The following is a 19,671-nucleotide window of genomic DNA, read 5'->3' as shown; positions in this document are numbered from 1 at the left end:
GCAGCGACAACTCCCGAAACACCCGTTACCCCCGGACACCGATCGGCGGTCGTGCCCACTGCGAAAATAGCAGAAAACTGAACGACCGCCCAAGTAGTTTTTCGACCTGGGGTCTCGCAGAATCACCGACTGTTCCCGAATTCACGCCCCAGCCCCCGTGGTTACCAGCGGGTAACAGGGCGTACGCTCCCCAAACGGACAACCCCCGAAACAGGAGGCCACGAGCATGGGTGCTGTGCAGATCACGCTTGGCGCGATCTCAGTCGCGCTCGGCGTCGTCGCGTGGAGCATGTTCGCCATGACCATCGCCCGATTCGTGCGGATCATCCGCCTCGGGCAACCCGACGGCACCCGGAACGGTCCGGCTCTGGCACGTCTGGCCACGCTGGTCAAGGAGTTCGCCGCGCACACCCGGATGAACAAGTTCCGCCACGTCGGCGTGTGGCACTGGCTGGTCATGTGGGGCTTCCTGCTCGGCTCCCTTGCCCTGTTCGAGGCCTACGGCGAGGTCTTCGTCCCCACCTGGGGCTGGCCGATCCTCGACGACCTGGCAATCTTCCACTTCCTCATGGAGGTCCTGGGCGTCGGCACGATCGTCGGCATCCTGGTGCTGATGGCGATCCGCCAGGCCAACCACCCGCGTCGCGCGGGCCGCGTCTCGCGGTTCCAGGGCTCCAACTTCGCCTGGGCCTACTTCATCGAGGCCGTCGTGCTGGTCGAGGGCATCGGCATCATCGGTGTCCGCGCCGCCAAGACCGCGCTGGGCGTGCACGAGATGCCGCTGTGGGCGGAGTTCGTCTCCGGCCCGATCGGTCACCTGCTGCCCGCCAGCGAGAACCTGGTCTCGGTGTTCGCCTTCATCAAGCTGATGAGCGCCACCGTCTGGCTGATCGTCGTCGCCCGCACCATGACGATGGGCGTCGCCTGGCACCGGTTCTCGGCGTTCTTCAACATCTACTTCAAGCGCGAGGACGACGGCGACGTCGCCCTGGGCGCGGTCAAGCCGATGATGTCGGGCGGCAAGCCGCTGGACTTCGAGGAGGCCGACCCGGACACCGACGTGTTCGGCGCGGGCAAGGTCGAGGACTTCTCCTGGAAGGGCTGGCTGGACTTCACGACCTGCACCGAGTGCGGTCGCTGCCAGTCGCAGTGCCCGGCCTGGAACACCGGCAAGCCGCTGTCGCCGAAGATGCTGATCACGCAGCTGCGCGACCACGCCTACGCCAAGGCCCCGTACCTGCTCGCCGGTGGCAGCAAGGACATGGCCGGCGACGAGGTCGGCATCACCGGTGACGGCGCCGAGGAGAAGCTGGCCAAGATCGACGCTCTCGCGCTGGCCGAGGCCGAGCGCCCGCTGGTCGGCGGCCCGGAGGAGATGGGCGTCATCGACCCCGAGGTGCTGTGGTCCTGCACCTCCTGCGGTGCCTGCGTGGAGCAGTGCCCGGTGGACATCGAGCACGTCGACCACATCGTCGACATGCGCCGCTACCAGGTCATGATCGAGTCGAACTTCCCGACCGAGCTGGGCGGGATGTTCAAGAACCTGGAGAACAAGGGCAACCCGTGGGGCCAGAACGCCAAGGACCGGCTGGCCTGGACCGAGGACCTGGACTTCGAGGTCCCGGTCTTCGACGGTGAGCTCGCCGAGGACGACGAGTACCTGTTCTGGGTCGGCTGCGCCGGTGCCTTCGAGGACCGCGCGAAGAAGACCACCCAGGCCGTCGCCGAGCTGCTGCACATGGCGGGCGTGAAGTACAAGGTGCTGGGCCCGGAGGAGTCCTGCACCGGTGACCCGGCCCGCCGCGCGGGCAACGAGTTCATCTTCCAGATGATGGCCCAGCAGAACGTCGAGGTCCTGAACTCGGTGTTCGAGGACCGCGAGCCGGGCAAGCGCAAGATCGTCGCGACCTGCGCGCACTGCTTCAACAGCCTCGCCAACGAGTACTCCGAGCTCGGCGGCAACTACGAGGTCGTCCACCACACCCAGCTGCTGAACAAGCTGGTGCGGGAGAAGCGCCTGACCCCGGTCGCCCCGGTCGCCGAGGACGTGACCTACCACGACCCCTGCTACCTGGGACGGCACAACAAGGTCTACACGCCGCCGCGCGACCTGGTCGGCGCCGCGGGCGCGACCTTCCGCGAGATGCCGCGCCACGAGGAGCGCTCCATGTGCTGCGGCGCCGGTGGTGCCCGCATGTGGATGGAGGAGCGCATCGGCAAGCGGATCAACCTGGAGCGCGTCGACGAGGCCCTGGGCACCGCCCCCTCGAAGATCGCCACCGGTTGCCCGTTCTGCAAGGTGATGCTCTCCGACGGCGTCACGACCCGGAAGTCGGAGCAGGTCGCCAACGAGTCCGTCGAGGTCGTCGACGTCGCCCAGCTCCTGCTCAACGCCGTCAAGCGCGGCGACGACAAGAAGGACGGCGCCGCCGAACCCGAACCCGCCGGCAGCTGACCGAAAAACGCTGAAGGGCGCCTCCCGTGCGGGAGGCGCCCTTCTTGCTGTCAGCGACCGTTGAGGGTTGTTAAGAACCGCCGCCAGGACTCGGCTGGGAACACCAGCGCCGGGCCGTCCGGTTCCTTGGAATCCCGCACCGCAACGACCTCGCTGACGAAAGCGACCTCAACGCAATTCCCATCGCCTCCGCCGCCGCTACGACTGCTCTTGCGCCACTGAGCATCCGAAAAATCCATGAATCCGCGCCTTCACTCGGGATAGCAGTCGGACATTAACCGACTGATGAGCGCCGCCGAATCGTCGGCGTTCAAGGCACTGGACCGCAGCCGGTCGAAGATCGACGCTGCAGTCGCGACCGCCTCGGGCTTGTCGATATGCAGCGATCCGACCGCGTGCTCCAGGAACAGGACGTCGTTCTCCTCCGCGTCCCCGTAGCTGAGCAGTGTGAACGAGCCTTCCAATCCGCGATGAGATCCCGTCCCGATAGGCATGATCTGCAGCGTCACAGTTGGTAGCTCCATGAACTCCAGCAGTGCGGCGAACTGTTTTCGCATCACGTTCGGCCCACCGACCGGCCGCCACAACACCGATTCGTCCATCACCGCCGAGAAGCACAGCGGCACTTCGGGATCGTGCAATCGGTGTCGTCGCAGCATCCGTGCAGCAACGGCCTTGTGGATCTCGCCCGGCTTGAGAACGCCCACGCCCTCAAAGACAGCGCGCGCGTAGCCCTCGGTCTGCAGCAAGCCCGGGACGTATGTGGACTGCCAATCACGAACGACAGCAGCTTCTTCTTCCAAGTCGTAATAACCGCGGCTGGTAATGCCGTAGGCGTGCCACCAGGGTTTCGCCTTCGCCGACCTGGCCAGGTCGACCAGTCCCGGGTCGTAGGCGTCGTAGAGGTCCATCATCGAGCGCACTTCGTGCACCGAGGTGGCGACCTCGCCGGTCTCCTTGCGGCTGAGCGCACTTGTCGACATGTCGAGCGCAGCGGCGGCCTGCTCCTGGGTGATCCCGGCGTCCTCGCGCAACCGCCGTATCCGGCGCGCGAGCCGACGCCGCCGGAAAGTGGGGCTGGTGCGCACGAATTCCATGATCGCAGCGGGAACCCGTCACCGGGATTCCCGATTGCGGTGATCCCATCGGGGGACTCCCGCCCGGATCCTCTACGCAATGACACCGAGGATCTTCGGCCTGGCCGAGAAGAACATCGACGGGACTCCGGACCCCGACCACGTGCGGCTCTGGGGCATGGAGCTGGAGACTAGAGCCGTTCTGTACTGGCGGGAGCAGGGCAAGAGCCAGTTCGCGGTCTTCGACACGGTCGAGAGCGCCGACGAGCGCTTCGGCCGGCTCTTCGACCTCGCGCTCTACTTCCCGCAGCCCTGAGAAGTGATCGAGGGCCGTTCCCCACCCGCGGGAACGGCCCTCGATCGGCTGGCTGGAGGGATCAGCTGCCCATCTCCTCCAGGGAGCGGCCGTTGGTCTCCTTCAGGTACTTGACCACGAACACCACCGACAGCGCCGCGAACGCCGCGTAGATGAAGTACGTGACCGGCAGGTTCCAGTCCCGCATGCTCGGGAAGGACACCGTCACCAGCCAGTTCGCGATCCAGTTCGTCGCGGTGCCCAGCGCCAGGGCCGCGGCGCGAATGCGAGCCGGGAACATCTCGCCCAGCAGCACCCACATCACGACGCCCCACGAGGCGGCGAAGAACAGCACGAACGCGCTCGCCGAGATCAGCGCGACGACACCCCACTGCGCGGGCAGCACGGCGTCCTCGCCGACGACCTGGGCGAAGCTGAAGGCCCAGCCGGTCACGGCCAGCGAGACCGTCATGCCGACCGAACCGATGATCAGCAGCGGCTTGCGGCCGATCTTGTCGACCAGCGCGATCGCCACCAACGTGCCGATGATGTTCACGATCGACGTGAACAGGCTCAGCAGCAGCGAGCTCTCCTCGTTGATGCCGACCGAGTGCCACAGCGACGACGAGTAGTAGAAGATCACGTTGATGCCGACGAACTGCTGCAACGCCGCGATGGCCATGCCGACCCAGACGATCGGCAGCACGCCGAACTTGCCGCGCAGGTCGCTCAGCTTCGGCTTCGTCTCGCCCAGGGCCGCCTGGATCTCGCCGATCTTGCCGTCGACGTCACCGGGCTCGATCTTGGTCAGCACCTCGCGCGCCCGGTCGACCTTGCCCGCGGCCACCAGGTAGCGCGGGGACTCGGGGATCGAGGAGGCGACGACCAGGTAGACCACGGCCGGGATCGCGGCCACGCCCAGCATCCACTGCCACGCCTGGATCGGCCCCAGCATCCCGGAGGCGCTGCCGCCCGCGAACGCCGCCAGGGCGTAGTTGACCAGCTGCGACACGGCGATGCCGAGCACGATCGCCAACTGCTGCAACGAGGCGAGCCTGCCCCGGTACTCAGCGGGTGCCACCTCGGCGATGTAGGCCGGGGCGATCACCGAGGCGATGCCGATCGCGACACCGCCGACCACGCGCCAGATCGCCAGGTCCCAGATCGCGAAGGGAACGGCCGAGCCGATGGCGCTGATGATGAACAGCACGGCGGCGACCTGCATGACCCGGATCCGACCGATCCGGTCCGCCAGACCACCGGCGATGCCGGCACCGACGGCCGACCCCAGCAGCGCCGACGACACGGTCAGACCGGTCATCGCCGAGCCGACGCCGAAGTGCTCCTGGATCGCGTCGACGCCGCCGTTGATCACGGAGGTGTCGTACCCGAACAAGAAGCCGCCGAGAGCCGCAGCCCCGGCGATCATCACCACGTGCCCGAGCTTGGCGGTTCCGCCCGAGGCACGCGACTGCAATGCGGACATCGATTCTCCCGCTTGCCCACACGCCGATCCGCCCCGTTGCGGGATCGTTCCAGAGCGCCGGGCGTCGGGGATCGTAAGTTCTTAACCCCGCACTTGCCTTGCTCGATTCAGGGTGATTTGCTTCACGCCGCAAGAATCCGCAGGCAACAGCCCTTACCTGGCAAAACGTCACATTCCCTGGGAACGCGAACAGTTACCAACCGGTTCCCCACCGCGCTCGCGACCACCCCCGATCGCACGAACGCGCACGATCACCGACAGCATCCACCTCCGCCCCGCGCTCCAGCCGTCGGCGGCCGGTCACGGTGACAACGCCCGTTGGCAGTGGGCAGTTTTAGCCATAACTATCCGGACAAAAGGGATCTTGATCATGGGTGATGATGGCTAAAACTGTCCACTGCCGCGGCGAGCACCTCACGGGACCACCGCTCCGCGACGGAGGTCGGGGCGTGGGCGGGGCGTGGGCGGGGCGTGGGTTCGCGGCGTGGGGGTCGCTCAGCGGCGGGTGTCGGTGACCTTGAAGTTGAGGTAGGCGCGGGAGGACGTCGGACCGCGCTGCCCCTGGTAGCGGGAACCCGCTTCCTTCGAGCCGTACGGGAAGTCCGCAGGGCTGGACAGCCGCAGCAGGCACAGCTGCCCGATCTTCATCCCCGGCCACAGGGTGATCGGCAGGTTCGCCACGTTCGACAGCTCCAGCGTGATGTGGCCGCTGAACCCGGGGTCGATGAACCCGGCCGTGGAGTGCGTCAGCAGTCCGAGCCGCCCCAGCGACGACTTGCCCTCCAGCCGGCTGGCCAGGTCGTCGGGCAGCTTCACCGCCTCGAACGTCGACCCCAGCACGAACTCGCCCGGGTGCAGCACGAACGGCTCGCCCTCGGGCGTCTCCACCAGCGAGGTCAGCTCGTCCTGCTGCTTCGACGGGTCGATGTGGGTGTACCGGGTGTTGTCGAAGACCCGGAAGTAGCGGTCCAGCCGCACGTCGATGCTCGACGGCTGGATCATCGAGGGGTCGAACGGATCCAGTTCGAGGCGTCCCTCGTCCAGCTCTTTACGCAGGTCCCGATCACTCAGCAGCACGACACAAGGGTATCGGGAGCCTATGTCGATCTTGCCCGCCCACCGTGCTAATCTACGCACCGTCGGACGGAGTACACCGTCACGACCACTGCGGATGTAGTTCAATGGTAGAACATCAGCTTCCCAAGCTGAGAACGCGGGTTCGATTCCCGTCATCCGCTCCAACTCCCGAAGGCCCAGGTCAGAAGCGCACAGCTTCGCCTGGGCCTTCGTTGTCGGGCCGGTTCCCTAGGCTCGCCTGATGGCGGAAACACATGGTTACGACGTGTCGATCGAGTGGACCGGCAACCTCGGGACCGGCACCGACGGCTACCGCACCTTCAGCCGCTCGCACGAGATCCTCGCCGAGGGGAAAGCACCGATCGCGGCCTCGGCGGACCCGGCGTTCCGGGGCGATCGGTCCCGCTGGAACCCGGAAGAACTGCTGGTCGCGACGGTCGCCCAGTGCCACATGCTCTGGTACCTCCACCTCTGCGCGAACGCCGGCATCACGGTCATCGACTACGAGGACGACGCCCACGGCGTCATGACGATGGACGAGCACGGGGGAGGCGGCCAGCTGACCGAGGTCACCCTCCGCCCCCGGGTGACCGTCACCGACCCCGCCACCATCGACGAGGCCAACGCCCTGCACTCGAAGATCCACGAGGTCTGCTTCATCGCCCGCTCGGTCAACTTCCCCATCCACCACAAACCCGAAGCCCACGTGCTCTGACCTCAAGCGGAAGGGGCCTCGGTCAGGGCGATCATCGGCAGGGTCGTTCCGATCGGGGCTTCGAGGGTCTTCTCGAAGACGGGGCGGAGGCGGGCCCAGGCCTTGGGGTGCCGGGTCTCGTAGCGGCGGAGGGTGGCGGCGACTTCCTCGGCGGTGAGCCTGCGGGCCGTGACCGGGATGCGCGTGCGGGTGCCGATCGAGACGTGGGCGTTCGGGTGGGCGTCGAGGTTGCGCAGCCACTGGGTGCGCTCGCCGAACCCGGCGGCCAGCACGTAGCCGGTGTCCGTCCGGTCCACGACCTCGAGGACCGCGTAGCGAGGTTGACCGGACTTCCGGCCGACGTGCTCCAGCATGAGCAGCCGAGACCCGAACACCACGCCCAGGCGGGCGCGGAACAGCCAGATGGGCGCGCGGACGAGCCACCTGGTGCGAAGCAACTTCACCGCCAGATCCGTCACCTCCCCAGCAGAGCACAGGTTCCGCACCGCTGTCCGGGAAAATCGGTGGACAGAGCTGGGAAGATGTTCCGGTTCCGATACGAGCTGATCTTGGGGGAGAAGATGGATCCGCGGGATGCCGATGCGAGCCGCTTCGCCGGTGAGGCCCTGGCCAACGGTGAGCCGACGGGGTGGTTCGAGCCGCTCTACGCCGCCGCGTCCGGCGGCCAGGCCGTCGTGCCGTGGGACATCCCGGTGCCGCACGCCTTGCTGCCCGAGTGGGGGCGCGACGTCGACGGCTCCGGCCGTTCGGCCCTCGTGGTGGGCTGCGGGTACGGGCGCGACGCCGAGTTCCTCGCCTCGCTGGGATTCCGGACCACGGCGTTCGACATCTCCGCGACCGCGATCCGCGAGGCACGCCGGCGCCACCCCGGCTCCGACGTCGAGTACGTGACGGCCGACCTGCTGAACCCGCCCGCCGAGTGGATCGGCGCGTTCGACCTCGTGCTGGAGTCGATCACGGTGCAGTCGATGCCGCCGTCGCTGCGCGCCGAGGCCACCGAGCGCGTCGCCGGCATGGTCGCGCCCGGCGGCGAACTGCTGGTCATCTCGGGCATCCGCGAGGAGGGCGTCGAGGTGGACGGGCCGCCGTGGCCGCTGACCCGCGGCGAGATCGACGCGTTCGCCACCGGAGGGCTGCGGCCGGAGAAGATCGAGCGGTTGCCGCTTCCGGCGAACCCGGAGACGAGTTCGTGGCGGGCGCTCTTCACCCGTTAGAGCCCACCCGCGCGGATCGCCGCGCGAGATCCCCCGAGCGGTCACGGCCTCGGAGCTACGGTGCGCGGGTACTCGACTGAGGAGTGATCGCATGGCATGGGCACAACTGGTCGCTCTGTGCGGCTCCGGCTTCCTCATCCTCGGCACCGGACTGGCCGCCTGGGTACGTCGCGACCACACCTGACCCGCTGCTCGGCGGGCCCCCACGCGAGCCCGCCGAGCAGGGTCCCTCAGAGGTCGAAGACCACGCCGGTCTTGACCTGAAGCGTGCAGCTGTTGGAGTAGGTCTGGGTGTAGCGGATCTCCTTGCCGCGCCACTTGCCCTCGATCGTGGCCGTGACCGGCTGGTGCTCCAGCGTGCAGACCTTGCCGAGGTTCGCCTGCATCGCGGTGAAGTTCCCGTTGACCTTCTCCAGCTCTTCGCACGCCTTCGCGGCGTGCTGATGGGTGCCCCCGGACGGGTGACACTTGAGCTCACCGAACTTGTTCGCGGTGAGGACGTCGCTCTTCACGGTCAGCCGCATCGTGCTGTCGGGGGCCGCGGTCGGCGCCGCGGTGGCGATCCCGGGGACGACGGCGGTTCCGGCGAGGAGCGCGGTGGCCAGGAGCACTCGACGAGTCAGTTTCGCAAACACCGTTCCTCAACTCTCCTGCTGCGGGAAGTCGTGACCGACTGGGGGCGAGAAATCCCCGGACGGCAAAACCACTGCGCGCCAACGGTTCCTCGCGAACGCTCGGGAGGGCGGACGACTCGTCCGCGCCGGGCGATCCACACGCTACTGCACTACCCGACGTAGCCTCATGTCACCTAAACCAGCGACATCGCAAGGAACTTCACGCACTAGTAGTAATCGCGTCCACTGAGGACTTCTCGCTCTTGTTGTGATGTCAACGGAATTCAAGTCCCGGTTTCAACGGAAACCAGGACCCTGATTTCCATTGAAATCGGGCACCCCACCACCCGCAACTCAGGCGGATCAGGCGCGAGGTGCGGAACCTTCGTCTGCGGCGGCATCTTCGACCTCGACACCGGGGAATCCCTCGGCCGCCTCGACCTGATGCACCTGCTCGACCCGGCCCCCACCGAGCCCGACCCCGCCGAGCCCGACGCCGCCGTCGGGCCGCCCCCACCGATCAGCGCGTGGAGCGTCGTACCGGCCGAATAACGTGCGCCGGGTGACCGACTACGCCCGCACCGCGGCCTCCTACGACCTCATCGCCGCCGACTACGCCGAGCACTTCGCAGGCGAGATCGACTCGAAGCCCCTGGACCGCTCGATGCTCACCGCCTTCGCCGAGCTCGTCTCCGGCCCGGTCCTCGACGTCGGCTGCGGCACCGGCTTCGCCACCGAGATCCTGCACCGCCACGGCGTCGACGTCTCCGGCGTCGACCTCTCCGCGCAGATGCTCGACCAGGCCCGACGCCGGCTCCCGGACGTCCGCTTCACCCAGGGCTCGATGACCTCGCTCGACGTCCCTCCGGAGTCGCTGGGCGGCATCGTCGCCTGGTACTCGATCATCCACACCTCACCGGAGGACCTGCCCGGCGTCTTCGCCGAGTTCCGACGAGCGCTGGCCCCGGGCGGGCACCTCCTGCTGGCCTTCCAGACCGCAGGCGACACCCTGCACCTCCCCGAGGCATTCGGTCGCCGGATCGACCTCGACTTCCTCCGCTCCGACCCCGCCGACATCGCCGGCCTCCTCACGGACGCGGACCTCACGCCCCACGCCACCCTCGTCCGCGAACCCGAAGGCGAACGCACACCCCACGCCTTCGTGCTGGCCCGCCGCTGACAAGGTCTGCCGGTGTCGGTGGGCGGTGCCACGCTGAGCTGATGGACGCCGAGCACTTCGACTGGAACCAAGCGCTGCGGGAGCAGTGGGAATGGCACTGGGACAACCAGCTCCACCCCCGCCTCCAGGGCCTCACCGACGAGGAGTACTTCTGGTCGCCGGTCCCGGACGCCTGGAGCGTCCGGCCGCGCGGCACCTCGACCGCCCAGATCCAAGCGGGCGCCGGGGATCTCACGATCGACTACGGGTTCCCCGCACCGGAACCGGCTCCCTTCACCACGATCGCCTGGCGCCTCGGGCACGTCATCGTCGGCGTCCTCGCGATGCGCAACGCCGCCCACTTCGGCGCACCCCGGACCGACTACTTCTCGTGGGACTACGCGCCGGACGCCACCACCGCGCTGAACCAGCTGGAAACCCAGCTCGACGTCTGGCTCACCGGGCTCCGCGGCCTGACCGAGGCACAACTCCGCGCCCCGGTCGGCGACGAGGAGCCCTACCCGCGCGCCCCGATGGCAGAACTCGTCCTGCACATCCACCGCGAACTCATCCACCACCTCTCGGAGGTCTGCCTCCTCCGAGACCTCCACACCCACCAGATCAGAGCTGGAGGAACATGAGCACCTCGTCGCGGTCGTCGTCGGGACCGAGCCGAAGCGCACCCGGCCACCGGCCGATCTCCTCCCACCCGAGCCGCCCGTAGAACCGCTCCAGGCCGATCCCGGCACGCGCGGCGAGATGCAGCTGCTCCAGGCCCATCTCATCGCGCGCAACCCGCCGAGCTTCAACCATCAACGCGGTCCCGACCCCCTCACCACGCCGCTCGGGACGGCTCTGCACGTGGTTCACCGTCCCCCAGTGCGAGACCAGCGCGAACGTGTCGCGCCGGATGACGAGCCACCCCACCAGCTCCGCGCCGCCCCACGCCATCAGCACGCGACAGGTCGGCGGATCCAACGCACCCACGATCGCGTCCACCGACGCAGCGACCTCGCCCTCCTCCACCGGGGGAAACGGAAACCCCACCGCCCCACCGGCGTTCGACACGTCAACCCAACACCGAACCAACGAACCCCGCAGCCCGGAACCCACATCCCCAACCCCGACGGCCTGCGAAAACACCCACGCACCACGACTCATCCCCCGAGCATCGCAACCCCCGCCGACAACCTCTTCGGTAGCCTGACGGGGGTCGGGTTTGGTTGACTGCTGGGGTGGGTTCTCAGGTGTTCGTCGTGTCCGGTTGTCGGGAGATCGCTGCTGAGGCGGGGCGGATCTTCGAGTTGATCGCCGATCCCGCTCGGCAGCCGTCGTGGGACGGCAACGACAACCTCAGCGAGGCGCCGGCCGGTCAGCGGGTGCGGGCTGAAGGTGCCGTGTTCACGATGACTCTGACCACCGGCGGTGTCCGGGACAACCACGTCGTCGAGTTCGAGGAGGGGCGCCGCATCGCCTGGATGCCCTCCGACCACGGCCACGAACCGGCCGGTCACCTCTGGCGGTGGGAGCTGGAACCCGTCGGCGACGGCCGCACCCGCGTCACGCACACCTACGACTGGTCCCGGCTCACCGACGAGAAACGCCTCGTCCGCGCCCGATCGACCACCGAGGCACAGCTGCGAGCCTCCATGGACCGCCTCGCCGAACTGGCCGAGCGCGGCTGAGCAGCGCAGCTCATTCCGCGAGCAGCTGCTCTCGGAGGATGTCGGCGTGCCCGCAGTGGTGGGCCAGTTCCCGGAGGACCTGCAGGTACACCCAGTGGAGCGTGCGCGGACCGGCCCGGTGACCGGTCACGACGGTGTCCAGCGGTAGGTCCGCGACCAGCGAACGGGCCGTGGCGCAGGCTTCCCGGTGAGCTGCCGTGACCGACGCGATCGTGTCGTCGTCGGAGAGGCGGAAGGACTCGTCCGGGCTCCGCACCAGACCCAGCTCCCGGCGGGACGTTCCGCCGACGCACTCCTCGAACCACACCCGCTGCATCCACGTGACGTGCTTGAGCAGCCCGAGGGGCGTCGTCGCCGACGAGACGAGCCGGCGACGCGCCTGCTCCTCGGTCAGACCGTCGAGAGACGCCTCAACGGCGGAGCGGTAGTCCTCGACGAACGCGTCCAGCTGGGTGCGCTCATCCTCCATCGGCACGTCGAACGAACCCATCGGGCTCTCCCATCACGGCATCGGTCGAGAACGCGGCTACTCCTGGGCCATGTCGACGAAGCGGCTGTAGTGGAGCTGGTGGGCGACGGTGATCGTCGCCGTGGGACCGGCGCGGTGCTTGGCGACCATCAGGTCCGCCTCGCCCATGCGCGGGTCGTCCCGCTCGAACGCGTCCGGCCGGTGGATCAGGATGACCATGTCCGCGTCCTGCTCCAGGGAACCGGACTCGCGCAGGTCCGACAGCTGCGGCTTCTTGTCCGTTCGCTGCTCCGGACCGCGGTTGAGCTGCGAGATCGCGACCAGCGGCACTTCGAGCTCCTTGGCCAGCAGCTTGAGATTTCGGGAGAACTCCGAGACCTCCTGCTGACGGGACTCGACGCGCTTGCCCGAGGTCATCAGCTGCATGTAGTCGACGACGATGAGCTGGATGTCGTGGCGCTGCTTGAGCCGCCGCGCCTTGGCCCGGATCTCCATCATCGTCAGGTTCGGCGAGTCGTCGACGAAGATCGGCGCCTCGCTGATCTCGCTCATCCGCCGCGCCAGCCGCGTCCAGTCGTCGTCGGTCATGCGACCACCGCGCATGTCGCCCAGCCGGATGCGCGCCTCGGCGGAGAGCATGCGCATCACGATCTCGGTGCGCCCCATCTCCAGCGAGAAGATGACGCTCGCCATCCCATGCTTCACCGACGCCGACCTGGCGAAGTCCAGCCCCAGCGTCGAGTTGTGCGTCGGGATCATCGACCTGGACGCCAAGTAGAGGTGATCCGACGAATCCACCTCGACGCACCTGACCGGCACGCTCTCCACGGGCCGGACGTCGGTGAACTTCAGGTCCGGGCGGTGCACCACGACCGCAGGACCGATCGACGCCAGCTTCTCGGTGGTGAGAACCGTTCCATCGTCCAGCTGCCACTGGTGGTTGGCGTCGGCGGTGATGGTCGTGCCGTCGGAGAACTCGATCTCGTAGCACGGGCGGTCGTGCATGACCTCGGTCGCGGCGACGACCTCGGTCGGCTCGCCGTCGGCTCCGATCAGATGATCGCCGACCTGGACCTGGCCCATCGTCGTCCAGCCGTCCGGCGTGGGCAGCGGAGTGTCCAAGGCCAGCGCCTTACCCACACCCGGTCGCGCCGCGACGATGATCATTTGGCCTGCGTGGAGGCCGTTGGTGAGGGCGTCGAGGTCGGCGAAGCCGGTCGGGATGCCCTGGGACTCGCCGCCTCGGGACGCGATCGCGTCGATCTCGTCCATCGTGGGCTGGAGGAGCTCCTCCAGTGCGTGGTAGTCCTCGCTGGCCTTGCGCTCGGTGACGTCGTAGATCGACGCCTGGGCGCGGTCCACGACCTCCTCGATCGCCGCGCCCTCCGAGCCGTGGTAGCCCAGCTGCACGATGCGGGTGCCCGCCTCCACGAGACGGCGCAGGATCGCCTTCTCCGAGACGATCTCCGCGTAGTAGCCGGCGTTCGCGGCCGTGGGGACCGTGGCGATCAGGGTGTGCAGGTACGGGGCGCCGCCGACCTTGGTCAGCTCCTGGCGCCGCTCCAGCTCCGCCGAGACCGTGATCGCGTCCGCCGGCTCACCGCGGCCGTAGAGGTCCAGGATGCAGTCGTAGATCGCCTGGTGCGCGGGCCGGTAGAAGTCGTTCGGGCTCAGCGCCTCGACGACGTCGGCGATCGCGTCCTTGCTCAGCATCATGCCGCCGAGCACCGACTGCTCGGCCGCCAAGTCCTGCGGGGGCTGGCGCTCGAACGTGCTGGCGCCGCCGGGTGCACCTCCACCGTCGTCAGTGAAGTACGGGTCGTCCTCCCGCTCGTCGGGAACCGTCACCGGAACCCGTCACCTCCTCCGGCCAGCAGCCTGTCGTCCGTGCTCACCACGGCGACCGTTTCCTGCGCGCGCTCCGGCCACGGTACCGAGGACGGACCGTAGGCGGAGGCGCACGCGCGCGAAGCTAGATCGCCCGCATAGAGCAGGCAACTCAAGTTGTGGACAAACCTCGGGACAACCTGTGGATAGGTTGAAGCGAGTTGGGGACAACTCCGGACAGCCTTCCCCGCCGCTGGGGACAACTTGGGGACAAGTGGCGTGGATGCACTGAAAACCCCAGGTCACAGCATCGGTGAAGGCTGTGGAAGAAATCCGTGGAAAACTCCCGGCGTGTCGCCACCATCGGCGTGTCGTCATCAACAGCGGTGGGTGATCAGCAGAAGATCATCGTGACCGCCAGTGCACGGCCGGGAGACGGCATCGTCCACCCCGTCACACGAATGCCGGAGTGGACGATGCCGCTGAAGAGAATCCGGTACTACCGGGTCACTGCTCGCCGGTGACCTGGACGTTGACGTTGGCCGTCACGTCCGGGTGCAGCTGCACGTCGACGACGTGCTTGCCCAGCGACTTGATGTGGCCGCGCAGCGAGACCGAACGCTTGTCGAGGTTCGGGCCACCGGCCTTGCGCACCGCGGCGACGACGTCGCCGCTGGTGATGGAGCCGAACAGCTTGCCCTGCGAGGAGACCTTGGCGGTCAGCGTGACCGCGTCCAGGTTCTGCAGCTGCTGCTTGAGCTCGTGGGCGTGCTCCAGGTTCCGCACCCGGCGGTTCTCCTGGACGCGGCGGATCGTCTCGACCTGCTTCTGCGCACCCTTGGTGGCCACGATGGCCAGGTTGCGGGGCAGCAGGTAGTTCCGCGCGTAACCGTCCTTGACCTCGACGATGTCGCCGGACTCGCCGAGGCCGGACACGTCAGCGGTGAGGATGATCTTCATGACGTGACTCCTTTCTCAGATCAGCGAGCGGTCGAGGTGTAGGGCAGCAGGGCCATCTCACGCGCGTTCTTCACCGCGATGGCGACGTCGCGCTGGTGCTGGCTGCAGTTGCCGGTGACCCGGCGGGCACGGATCTTGCCGCGGTCGGAGATGTACTTCCGCAGCAGCGTCGTGTCCTTGTAGTCGATCAGCGTGGCCTTGTCCTTGCAGAACACGCAGACCTTCTTCTTCGGCTTGCGCACAGGCGCCTTGGCCATTGGTCTTCCTCCTGAACGAAAAACTTCCTAAGCGTTAGCTGCGGCGACCGTCAGAACGGCGGCTCGTCGCTGAAGCCACCGCCGGATCCCGCCGGCGGGGCCGAACCCCACGGGTCGTCGGCCGGCGGACCGGCCGGGGCGCTGCCGCCACCGAAACCGCCGCCACCACCGCGGCTGACCTTGTTGACCTTGGCGGTCGCGTAGCGCAGGGCGGGCCCGATGTCGTCGACCTCGAGCTCGACGACCGTGCGCTTCTCGCCTTCCTTGGTCTCGAAGGACCGCTGGCGCAGACGACCCTGCGCGATCACCCGCATGCCCCGGGTCAGCGACTCGGCCACGTTCTCCGCGGCCTGCCGCCAGATGTTGCAGCGCAGGAACAGCGCCTCGCCGTCCTTCCACTCACCGCTCTGGCGGTCGAAGGTCCGGGGCGTGGACGCGATCGTGAAGTTCGCGACGGCGGCACCGGACGGAGTGAAGCGCAGCTCCGGGTCGGCGGTCAGGTTGCCGACCACCGTGATTACCGTTTCACCAGCCATGACCTGGGGACTCCAGTCTGGTCGTCAGCGGGTACGGGCGTTGATCAGGCAGTCGCCTTGGCGGCGCGGGCCTTGGCGGCGCGCGCGGCCTTGCGGGGCTCAACGATCTTCCGCTGGACCTTGGTCCGCAGGATGGACTCGTTGAGGTTCAGCTGACGGTCCAGCTCCTTGACGGTGGCCGGCTCAGCGTTGATGTCCAGGACGACGTAGATGCCCTCGGAGTTCTTGTTGATCTCGAAGGACAGCCGGCGACGGCCCCAGACGTCGACCTTCTCGACGGTGCCACCGTCGTTGCGGACGACGTTGAGGAAGTTCTCCAGGGACGGAGCGACGGTGCGCTCGTCCAGGCTCGGGTCCAGGATGACCATGAGCTCATAGTGACGCATGAAGACCATTCACCTCCTGTGGACTCACGGCCACGGACTTTCCGTGGCAGGAGGGTCGTTCGCGTCAACGAACCGGTCAAGGCTAGCAAGGGGCACCGACCGCGAGGACATCGGCCTCGCCTCGGTGTGCTGGGACCCCGCCCCTGGTCAGAAACCCTGCGTCAGTGGCGGCGCAGGACCCAGGCGCGGACCAGCGCGGCGGTGACGACCGCGAGCGAGATCGCGGCGATGAGGACCGGCAGGGCCACGCGCTCGGAGACCTCGGTCGGCAGGGCCTCGGCCTGGCCCGCCGCGCGGATCTCGTCCTGCTCGTCCTGGACGCGCTGCCGCTCCTCGGCCTGGCGGGCCAGGTCACCGACGTCGGGGGCCATGCCCGGGACGGCACCGTTCGGGATCGCGCCGTAGCGGGCCTGCGCCCACGGCAGCGAGGCACCGCGCAGGCTCGGCGGCAGCATGCTGACCGCGGCCGGGGCGCCGTTGGCGCTGGGCACGGACGGCACCGGGCTCGTCGACGGGGCCGACGGCGGCGGCTCGGCCGGCGCGGGAGCCGGGGCCGGCTCCGGCGGCGGGGGCGTCTCGGACGACGGCGGAGGCGGCTGCTCGGAGGACGGCGGCGGCTCCTCCTCCGGCTCCGGGGTGTTGACCGTGATCGAGTTGCCGAGGCTGACCAGGTTGGTGAAGTGGAAGCGGACGGCCTCCAGCTTGTCCTCCGGCAGACCCAGCGAGCTCAGGCGCGGCGTCGCGGCCTGCGCGATCTCGCGGCCGGAGAACGAGTTGGTGCCCGGCTCGGCGACGCCCAGCGGGATCGGGTCGCCCGCGGCGAAGCTCGACGAGGCGTCGTTGGCCGACCCGAAGGCCAGCGGCATCGCCAGCAGCACGGCCTGGTTGAGCTTGAAGTCCAGGGTCTTGGGCAGCACGGAGATCTGCTGACCGGCCTCACCGGAGACGATCGCGATCGAGTGGTCGACGACCAGCGGCTCGGCGGCGCTCGCCGTTCCCGCACCGAGGCAGGTTCCCGCCAACATCGCCACACCGGCCGCACCTGCGGCTACGGTGCGTCGGAGCGCGCTCGGTTTGATCAGCGGGTTGGGGTTTCCCCAGGTACCCATGGCTCGCCTCCCCGCGAACGGCTCCGGAACGACAGACACTGTCTCAAAGCTCCTAACGCGTGAGTACCGCCGTTGGTTGCGGGATTCCGGCAAATCCGTTGATGTTCCACTTCGTGGAACATCCCGGACCGCCCCGGTTCCCGGAAACGGCCGCCGGGGACGAATAGACTGCGCGGCATGCGTATCGGCGCTCATGTTCGCGATGACGATCCGCTGACCGCTGCCGCTGAGCGCGGCGCGGAGGTGGTGCAGTTCTTCCTGTCCGACCCGCAGGGGTGGAAGGCGCCGAAGCCGCACCCGCAGGCCGAGCAGCTGCGGGACAGCGACGTTGCCGTTTTCATCCACGCACCTTATGTGATCAACGTGGCGTCGTTGAACAACAGGATCCGCATCCCGTCGCGGAAGTCGGTGGCGCAGCAGGCGAAGGCCGCCGCCGAGGTCGGCGCGCAGGGCCTGATCGTGCACGGCGGGCACGTCACCAAGGACGACGATCCGGCCGAGGGCATCGCGAACTGGCGGAAGCTGTTCGAGCGGCAGGCCGCCGAGGGCGGTTTCGAGGTGCCGATCCTGATCGAGAACACCGCCGGTGGCGCCAACGCGATGGCCAGGCGGTTCGACGTGCTGTCGCGGTTGTGGGACGCGGTGGGCGAGTTCGGCGCGGGTTTCTGCCTGGACACCTGCCACGCGCACGCGGCGGGCGAGGAGCTGCTGGACGTGGTGGACCGGGTCAAGGCCATCACGGGCCGGATCGACCTGGTGCACCTCAACGACTCGCGCGACGAGTTCGGCTCGTCGCGGGACCGGCACGCCAACATCGGCTCGGGCCTGATCGATCCGGAGCTGCTGGTGGGCGTGGTGTCGAAGGCGGGCGCGCCGGTGGTGGTGGAGACCCCGGACGAGGGGCAGGCCGACGACATCGCGTTCCTCCGGTCGAAGTCGAGCTGAACGTCGGTGGTCCCGGCGCTGCCGGGTGAGAGGAGCCCGGTATCAGGGTCGCGCGCGGCTTGACGGTGTCGGCGTTGGCGGTGTTGTGCCTGCTGACGGCCGTGACGTTGGCCTTGGGGTACGCGAACAAGGCGCGGTGCACCGGGCCGGAGTTCAACGAGTGGGGGCGGTCCGGTCCGGACTACCAGACGCGCTCCTACCGGGACGTCTGCTATTCGGACATCCAGAACCTGTGGGTGGGCCGGGACATCGATCGGCACGTGTTCCCGTACGTGCACGGCGGCATCGATCCGGACGGGTCGCTGTGGGGCGGGGTCGTGGAGTACCCGGTGCTGACCGGGGTGCTGATCTGGGCGGGCGCGTTCTTCGTGGACACCGACGCGGGGTTCCTGCTGTCGTCGGCGCTGCTGATGGCGCCGTTCGGGCTCGCGGTGGCGTGGTGGCTGGGCCGGTTGAGCCGGTGGCGGGCGCTGCTGTGGGCGCTCGGGCCGCCGCTGGTGCTGTACGCGTACCACAACTGGGACCTCCCGGTGGTGGCGAGCGCGGTGGCGGCGGTGTTCGTGATGCACCGCTGGCAGGCGTCGCTGGCGCGGCGGTCGACGGTGGCCGCGGTGCTGCTGGGGCTGGGTTTCGCGTTGAAGCTGTACCCGGCGATCTTCGTGCTGCCGCTGATGCTCCACGTGTTCACCGAGGGCGGCCGCGATTGGCGGGGCGCGCTGCGGGTGGCGGGTTCGGCGGCCGCGACGGGCGTGCTGGTGAACGTGCCGTTCGCGCTGGCGGGTTTTCGGGGTTGGGCGGCGTCGTTCGAGTTCCAGTCGCGGCGGCAGGTCGATCTGAGCACGAATTCCATCTGGTACTGGGGTTTTCGGCACTGGACCGGCGACGAGGGCTTCCAGGACGCGATGGGGATCGTCTCGCCGGGCCTGATGCTGGTGTCGTTCGCGCTGGCGTGCTGGATCGGCTGGTTGCGCTACGAGAAGACCGGGACGTACCCGTGGGTGCAGGTGTCGGCGGCGATGCTGTGCGGGTTCCTGCTGCTGCACAAGGTGCACTCGCCGCAGTACACGTTGTGGTTGTTGCCGTTCTTCGTGCTGGTGCAGGTGCGCTGGGGCTGGATCGTGGCGTACCTGGTGGCGGATTTCGCGATGTGCGTCGGCATCTTCCGGTGGCTGTACCTGGGCAACGAGGGCGAGCCCAGCGGCATCCACGACGGTTTCACGGCTCAGGCCCTGATGATCGGCGTCTGGGGGCGGGCGGCGCTGCTGATCGGCCTGTTCGTGGCGTTCCTGGCGGCGCGCACGACGATCGAGGAGAGGACCGAGGTTCCAGGTGGGACCCCGCTCCGGCCCGCCGCGCGGCGGAGTTTCAGCTGGAATTCCGGTCGCTGAGCACGACGAGAGGGGACC

Annotated in this window: 23 protein-coding genes and 1 tRNA gene; 10 read left to right on the top strand and 14 right to left on the bottom strand. The window is 68.2% G+C overall.

From position 1 onward, the window contains the following. Positions 1-226 precede the first annotated feature (226 nt). Entirely contained in the window at positions 227-2,455 is a 2,229-nt protein-coding gene (locus REH65_RS18135) for a (Fe-S)-binding protein (protein WP_406688424.1), read from the top strand. A 50-nt stretch (positions 2,456-2,505) separates the two neighbouring features. Here REH65_RS18135 and REH65_RS18130 read toward each other — a convergent pair whose 3' ends face one another. Together REH65_RS18130 and REH65_RS18125 are read right to left on the bottom strand one after the other, a co-directional pair. After that, positions 2,506-2,694 (bottom strand): DUF397 domain-containing protein, encoded by a 189-nt coding sequence (locus tag REH65_RS18130; protein ID WP_406688423.1) that lies wholly within the window; start codon positions 2,692-2,694, stop codon positions 2,506-2,508. Between the two features lie 12 nt (positions 2,695-2,706). Then, positions 2,707-3,552, bottom strand: a complete 846-nt coding sequence (locus tag REH65_RS18125; protein WP_406688422.1) for a helix-turn-helix domain-containing protein — start codon at positions 3,550-3,552, stop codon at positions 2,707-2,709. A 79-nt stretch (positions 3,553-3,631) separates the two neighbouring features. Between REH65_RS18125 and REH65_RS18120 the strand changes: the two genes are divergently transcribed. Beyond that, entirely contained in the window at positions 3,632-3,847 is a 216-nt protein-coding gene (locus REH65_RS18120) for a hypothetical protein (RefSeq protein WP_406688421.1), read from the top strand. Positions 3,848-3,908: 61 nt separating this feature from the next. Here REH65_RS18120 and REH65_RS18115 read toward each other — a convergent pair whose 3' ends face one another. After that, positions 3,909-5,312, bottom strand: a complete 1,404-nt coding sequence (locus REH65_RS18115; protein WP_406688420.1) for a sugar porter family MFS transporter — start codon at positions 5,310-5,312, stop codon at positions 3,909-3,911. A 495-nt stretch (positions 5,313-5,807) separates the two neighbouring features. Next, positions 5,808-6,389 (bottom strand): dCTP deaminase, encoded by a 582-nt coding sequence (dcd, locus tag REH65_RS18110; protein ID WP_281457515.1) that lies wholly within the window; start codon positions 6,387-6,389, stop codon positions 5,808-5,810. 90 nt (positions 6,390-6,479) lie between these two features. On the opposite strand from dcd, the gene REH65_RS18105 reads away from it, so the two are divergent. Both REH65_RS18105 and REH65_RS18100 read left to right on the top strand, forming a co-directional pair. Continuing rightward, a tRNA-Gly gene (locus REH65_RS18105) sits at positions 6,480-6,553 on the top strand. 77 nt (positions 6,554-6,630) lie between these two features. Then, complete coding sequence (locus tag REH65_RS18100) at positions 6,631-7,104, top strand: OsmC family protein (protein ID WP_406688419.1); 474 nt, start codon at positions 6,631-6,633, stop codon at positions 7,102-7,104. 2 nt (positions 7,105-7,106) lie between these two features. Here REH65_RS18100 and REH65_RS18095 read toward each other — a convergent pair whose 3' ends face one another. After that, entirely contained in the window at positions 7,107-7,547 is a 441-nt protein-coding gene (locus REH65_RS18095; protein WP_406688418.1) for a nitroreductase family deazaflavin-dependent oxidoreductase, read from the bottom strand. Positions 7,548-7,625: 78 nt separating this feature from the next. Between REH65_RS18095 and REH65_RS18090 the strand changes: the two genes are divergently transcribed. Continuing rightward, positions 7,626-8,318: a class I SAM-dependent methyltransferase gene (locus REH65_RS18090; protein WP_406688417.1), complete on the top strand. Its 693-nt coding sequence runs from the start codon at positions 7,626-7,628 to the stop codon at positions 8,316-8,318. A 230-nt stretch (positions 8,319-8,548) separates the two neighbouring features. Here REH65_RS18090 and REH65_RS18085 read toward each other — a convergent pair whose 3' ends face one another. Then, the gene (locus REH65_RS18085; RefSeq protein ID WP_406688416.1) at positions 8,549-8,953 is read right to left on the bottom strand and encodes an SSI family serine proteinase inhibitor; all 405 of its coding nucleotides are present in this window, start codon (positions 8,951-8,953) and stop codon (positions 8,549-8,551) included. Between the two features lie 541 nt (positions 8,954-9,494). Here REH65_RS18085 and REH65_RS18080 point away from each other — a divergent pair. Both REH65_RS18080 and REH65_RS18075 read left to right on the top strand, forming a co-directional pair. Beyond that, positions 9,495-10,112 (top strand): class I SAM-dependent DNA methyltransferase, encoded by a 618-nt coding sequence (locus tag REH65_RS18080; RefSeq protein WP_406688415.1) that lies wholly within the window; start codon positions 9,495-9,497, stop codon positions 10,110-10,112. A 41-nt stretch (positions 10,113-10,153) separates the two neighbouring features. After that, a complete protein-coding gene (locus tag REH65_RS18075) occupies positions 10,154-10,732 on the top strand; it encodes a DinB family protein (protein WP_406688414.1) in 579 nt (192 codons plus the stop codon). Here the strand turns inward: REH65_RS18075 and REH65_RS18070 are convergent. Further along, entirely contained in the window at positions 10,713-11,117 is a 405-nt protein-coding gene (locus REH65_RS18070; protein WP_406688413.1) for a GNAT family N-acetyltransferase, read from the bottom strand. The two genes, REH65_RS18075 and REH65_RS18070, sit on opposite strands and share 20 nt — an antisense overlap. A gap of 230 nt (positions 11,118-11,347) precedes the next feature. On the opposite strand from REH65_RS18070, the gene REH65_RS18065 reads away from it, so the two are divergent. After that, the gene (locus REH65_RS18065; RefSeq protein WP_406688412.1) at positions 11,348-11,776 is read left to right on the top strand and encodes an SRPBCC family protein; all 429 of its coding nucleotides are present in this window, start codon (positions 11,348-11,350) and stop codon (positions 11,774-11,776) included. Positions 11,777-11,786: 10 nt separating this feature from the next. Here the strand turns inward: REH65_RS18065 and REH65_RS18060 are convergent, their stop codons facing one another. From REH65_RS18060 to REH65_RS18030, 7 genes are all read right to left on the bottom strand, one after another. Continuing rightward, on the bottom strand, positions 11,787-12,266 hold the full coding sequence (locus REH65_RS18060) for a DinB family protein (RefSeq protein ID WP_406688411.1): 480 nt from the start codon (positions 12,264-12,266) through the stop codon (positions 11,787-11,789). A gap of 36 nt (positions 12,267-12,302) precedes the next feature. After that, positions 12,303-14,093, bottom strand: coding sequence for a replicative DNA helicase (gene dnaB, locus REH65_RS18055; RefSeq protein WP_406688410.1), 1,791 nt, complete (start codon positions 14,091-14,093; stop codon positions 12,303-12,305). Positions 14,094-14,579: 486 nt separating this feature from the next. After that, positions 14,580-15,032, bottom strand: coding sequence for a 50S ribosomal protein L9 (rplI, locus tag REH65_RS18050; RefSeq protein WP_132672016.1), 453 nt, complete (start codon positions 15,030-15,032; stop codon positions 14,580-14,582). Positions 15,033-15,052: 20 nt separating this feature from the next. After that, positions 15,053-15,289 carry a 30S ribosomal protein S18 gene (rpsR, locus tag REH65_RS18045; protein ID WP_093419808.1) on the bottom strand — a complete coding sequence of 79 codons (237 nt, stop codon included), beginning with the start codon at positions 15,287-15,289 and terminating at the stop codon, positions 15,053-15,055. A gap of 50 nt (positions 15,290-15,339) precedes the next feature. After that, positions 15,340-15,825 (bottom strand): single-stranded DNA-binding protein, encoded by a 486-nt coding sequence (locus REH65_RS18040; protein WP_281457526.1) that lies wholly within the window; start codon positions 15,823-15,825, stop codon positions 15,340-15,342. A 44-nt stretch (positions 15,826-15,869) separates the two neighbouring features. After that, complete coding sequence (gene rpsF / locus REH65_RS18035; RefSeq protein WP_281457527.1) at positions 15,870-16,220, bottom strand: 30S ribosomal protein S6; 351 nt, start codon at positions 16,218-16,220, stop codon at positions 15,870-15,872. Between the two features lie 152 nt (positions 16,221-16,372). Continuing rightward, the gene (locus tag REH65_RS18030) at positions 16,373-17,320 is read right to left on the bottom strand and encodes a hypothetical protein (protein ID WP_406688409.1); all 948 of its coding nucleotides are present in this window, start codon (positions 17,318-17,320) and stop codon (positions 16,373-16,375) included. A gap of 177 nt (positions 17,321-17,497) precedes the next feature. On the opposite strand from REH65_RS18030, the gene REH65_RS18025 reads away from it, so the two are divergent. Both REH65_RS18025 and REH65_RS18020 read left to right on the top strand, forming a co-directional pair. Further along, a complete protein-coding gene (locus REH65_RS18025; protein WP_281457529.1) occupies positions 17,498-18,265 on the top strand; it encodes a deoxyribonuclease IV in 768 nt (255 codons plus the stop codon). Between the two features lie 80 nt (positions 18,266-18,345). After that, positions 18,346-19,653 (top strand): glycosyltransferase family 87 protein, encoded by a 1,308-nt coding sequence (locus REH65_RS18020; RefSeq protein WP_406693191.1) that lies wholly within the window; start codon positions 18,346-18,348, stop codon positions 19,651-19,653. Positions 19,654-19,671: the final 18 nt, after the last annotated feature.

The organism is Saccharopolyspora sp. ID03-671 (assembly GCF_045278815.1).
GTDB lineage: Bacteria > Actinomycetota > Actinomycetes > Mycobacteriales > Pseudonocardiaceae > Saccharopolyspora > Saccharopolyspora ipomoeae.
The sequence above is the reverse complement of the archived record's forward strand: the minus strand, read 5'-3'. Positions and strand labels throughout refer to the sequence as shown.

Excerpts from the sequence above, each read along its gene's own strand:
- REH65_RS18040 (WP_281457526.1), bottom strand. The coding sequence starts at position 15,825 with ATGGCTGGTGAAACGGTAATCACGGTGGTCGGCAACCTGACCGCCGAC.
- rpsF (WP_281457527.1), bottom strand. The coding sequence starts at position 16,220 with ATGGTCTTCATGCGTCACTATGAGCTCATGGTCATCCTGGACCCGAGC.
- REH65_RS18135 (WP_406688424.1), top strand. The coding sequence starts at position 227 with ATGGGTGCTGTGCAGATCACGCTTGGCGCGATCTCAGTCGCGCTCGGC.
- REH65_RS18090 (WP_406688417.1), top strand. The coding sequence starts at position 7,626 with ATGTTCCGGTTCCGATACGAGCTGATCTTGGGGGAGAAGATGGATCCG.
- REH65_RS18060 (WP_406688411.1), bottom strand. The coding sequence starts at position 12,266 with ATGGGTTCGTTCGACGTGCCGATGGAGGATGAGCGCACCCAGCTGGAC.
- rpsR (WP_093419808.1), bottom strand. The coding sequence starts at position 15,289 with ATGGCCAAGGCGCCTGTGCGCAAGCCGAAGAAGAAGGTCTGCGTGTTC.
- REH65_RS18125 (WP_406688422.1), bottom strand. The coding sequence starts at position 3,552 with ATGGAATTCGTGCGCACCAGCCCCACTTTCCGGCGGCGTCGGCTCGCG.
- REH65_RS18120 (WP_406688421.1), top strand. The coding sequence starts at position 3,632 with ATGACACCGAGGATCTTCGGCCTGGCCGAGAAGAACATCGACGGGACT.
- REH65_RS18075 (WP_406688414.1), top strand. The coding sequence starts at position 10,154 with ATGGACGCCGAGCACTTCGACTGGAACCAAGCGCTGCGGGAGCAGTGG.
- REH65_RS18025 (WP_281457529.1), top strand. The coding sequence starts at position 17,498 with ATGCGTATCGGCGCTCATGTTCGCGATGACGATCCGCTGACCGCTGCC.
- REH65_RS18130 (WP_406688423.1), bottom strand. The coding sequence starts at position 2,694 with ATGGATTTTTCGGATGCTCAGTGGCGCAAGAGCAGTCGTAGCGGCGGC.
- REH65_RS18115 (WP_406688420.1), bottom strand. The coding sequence starts at position 5,312 with ATGTCCGCATTGCAGTCGCGTGCCTCGGGCGGAACCGCCAAGCTCGGG.
- rplI (WP_132672016.1), bottom strand. The coding sequence starts at position 15,032 with ATGAAGATCATCCTCACCGCTGACGTGTCCGGCCTCGGCGAGTCCGGC.
- REH65_RS18030 (WP_406688409.1), bottom strand. The coding sequence starts at position 17,320 with ATGGGTACCTGGGGAAACCCCAACCCGCTGATCAAACCGAGCGCGCTC.
- REH65_RS18100 (WP_406688419.1), top strand. The coding sequence starts at position 6,631 with ATGGCGGAAACACATGGTTACGACGTGTCGATCGAGTGGACCGGCAAC.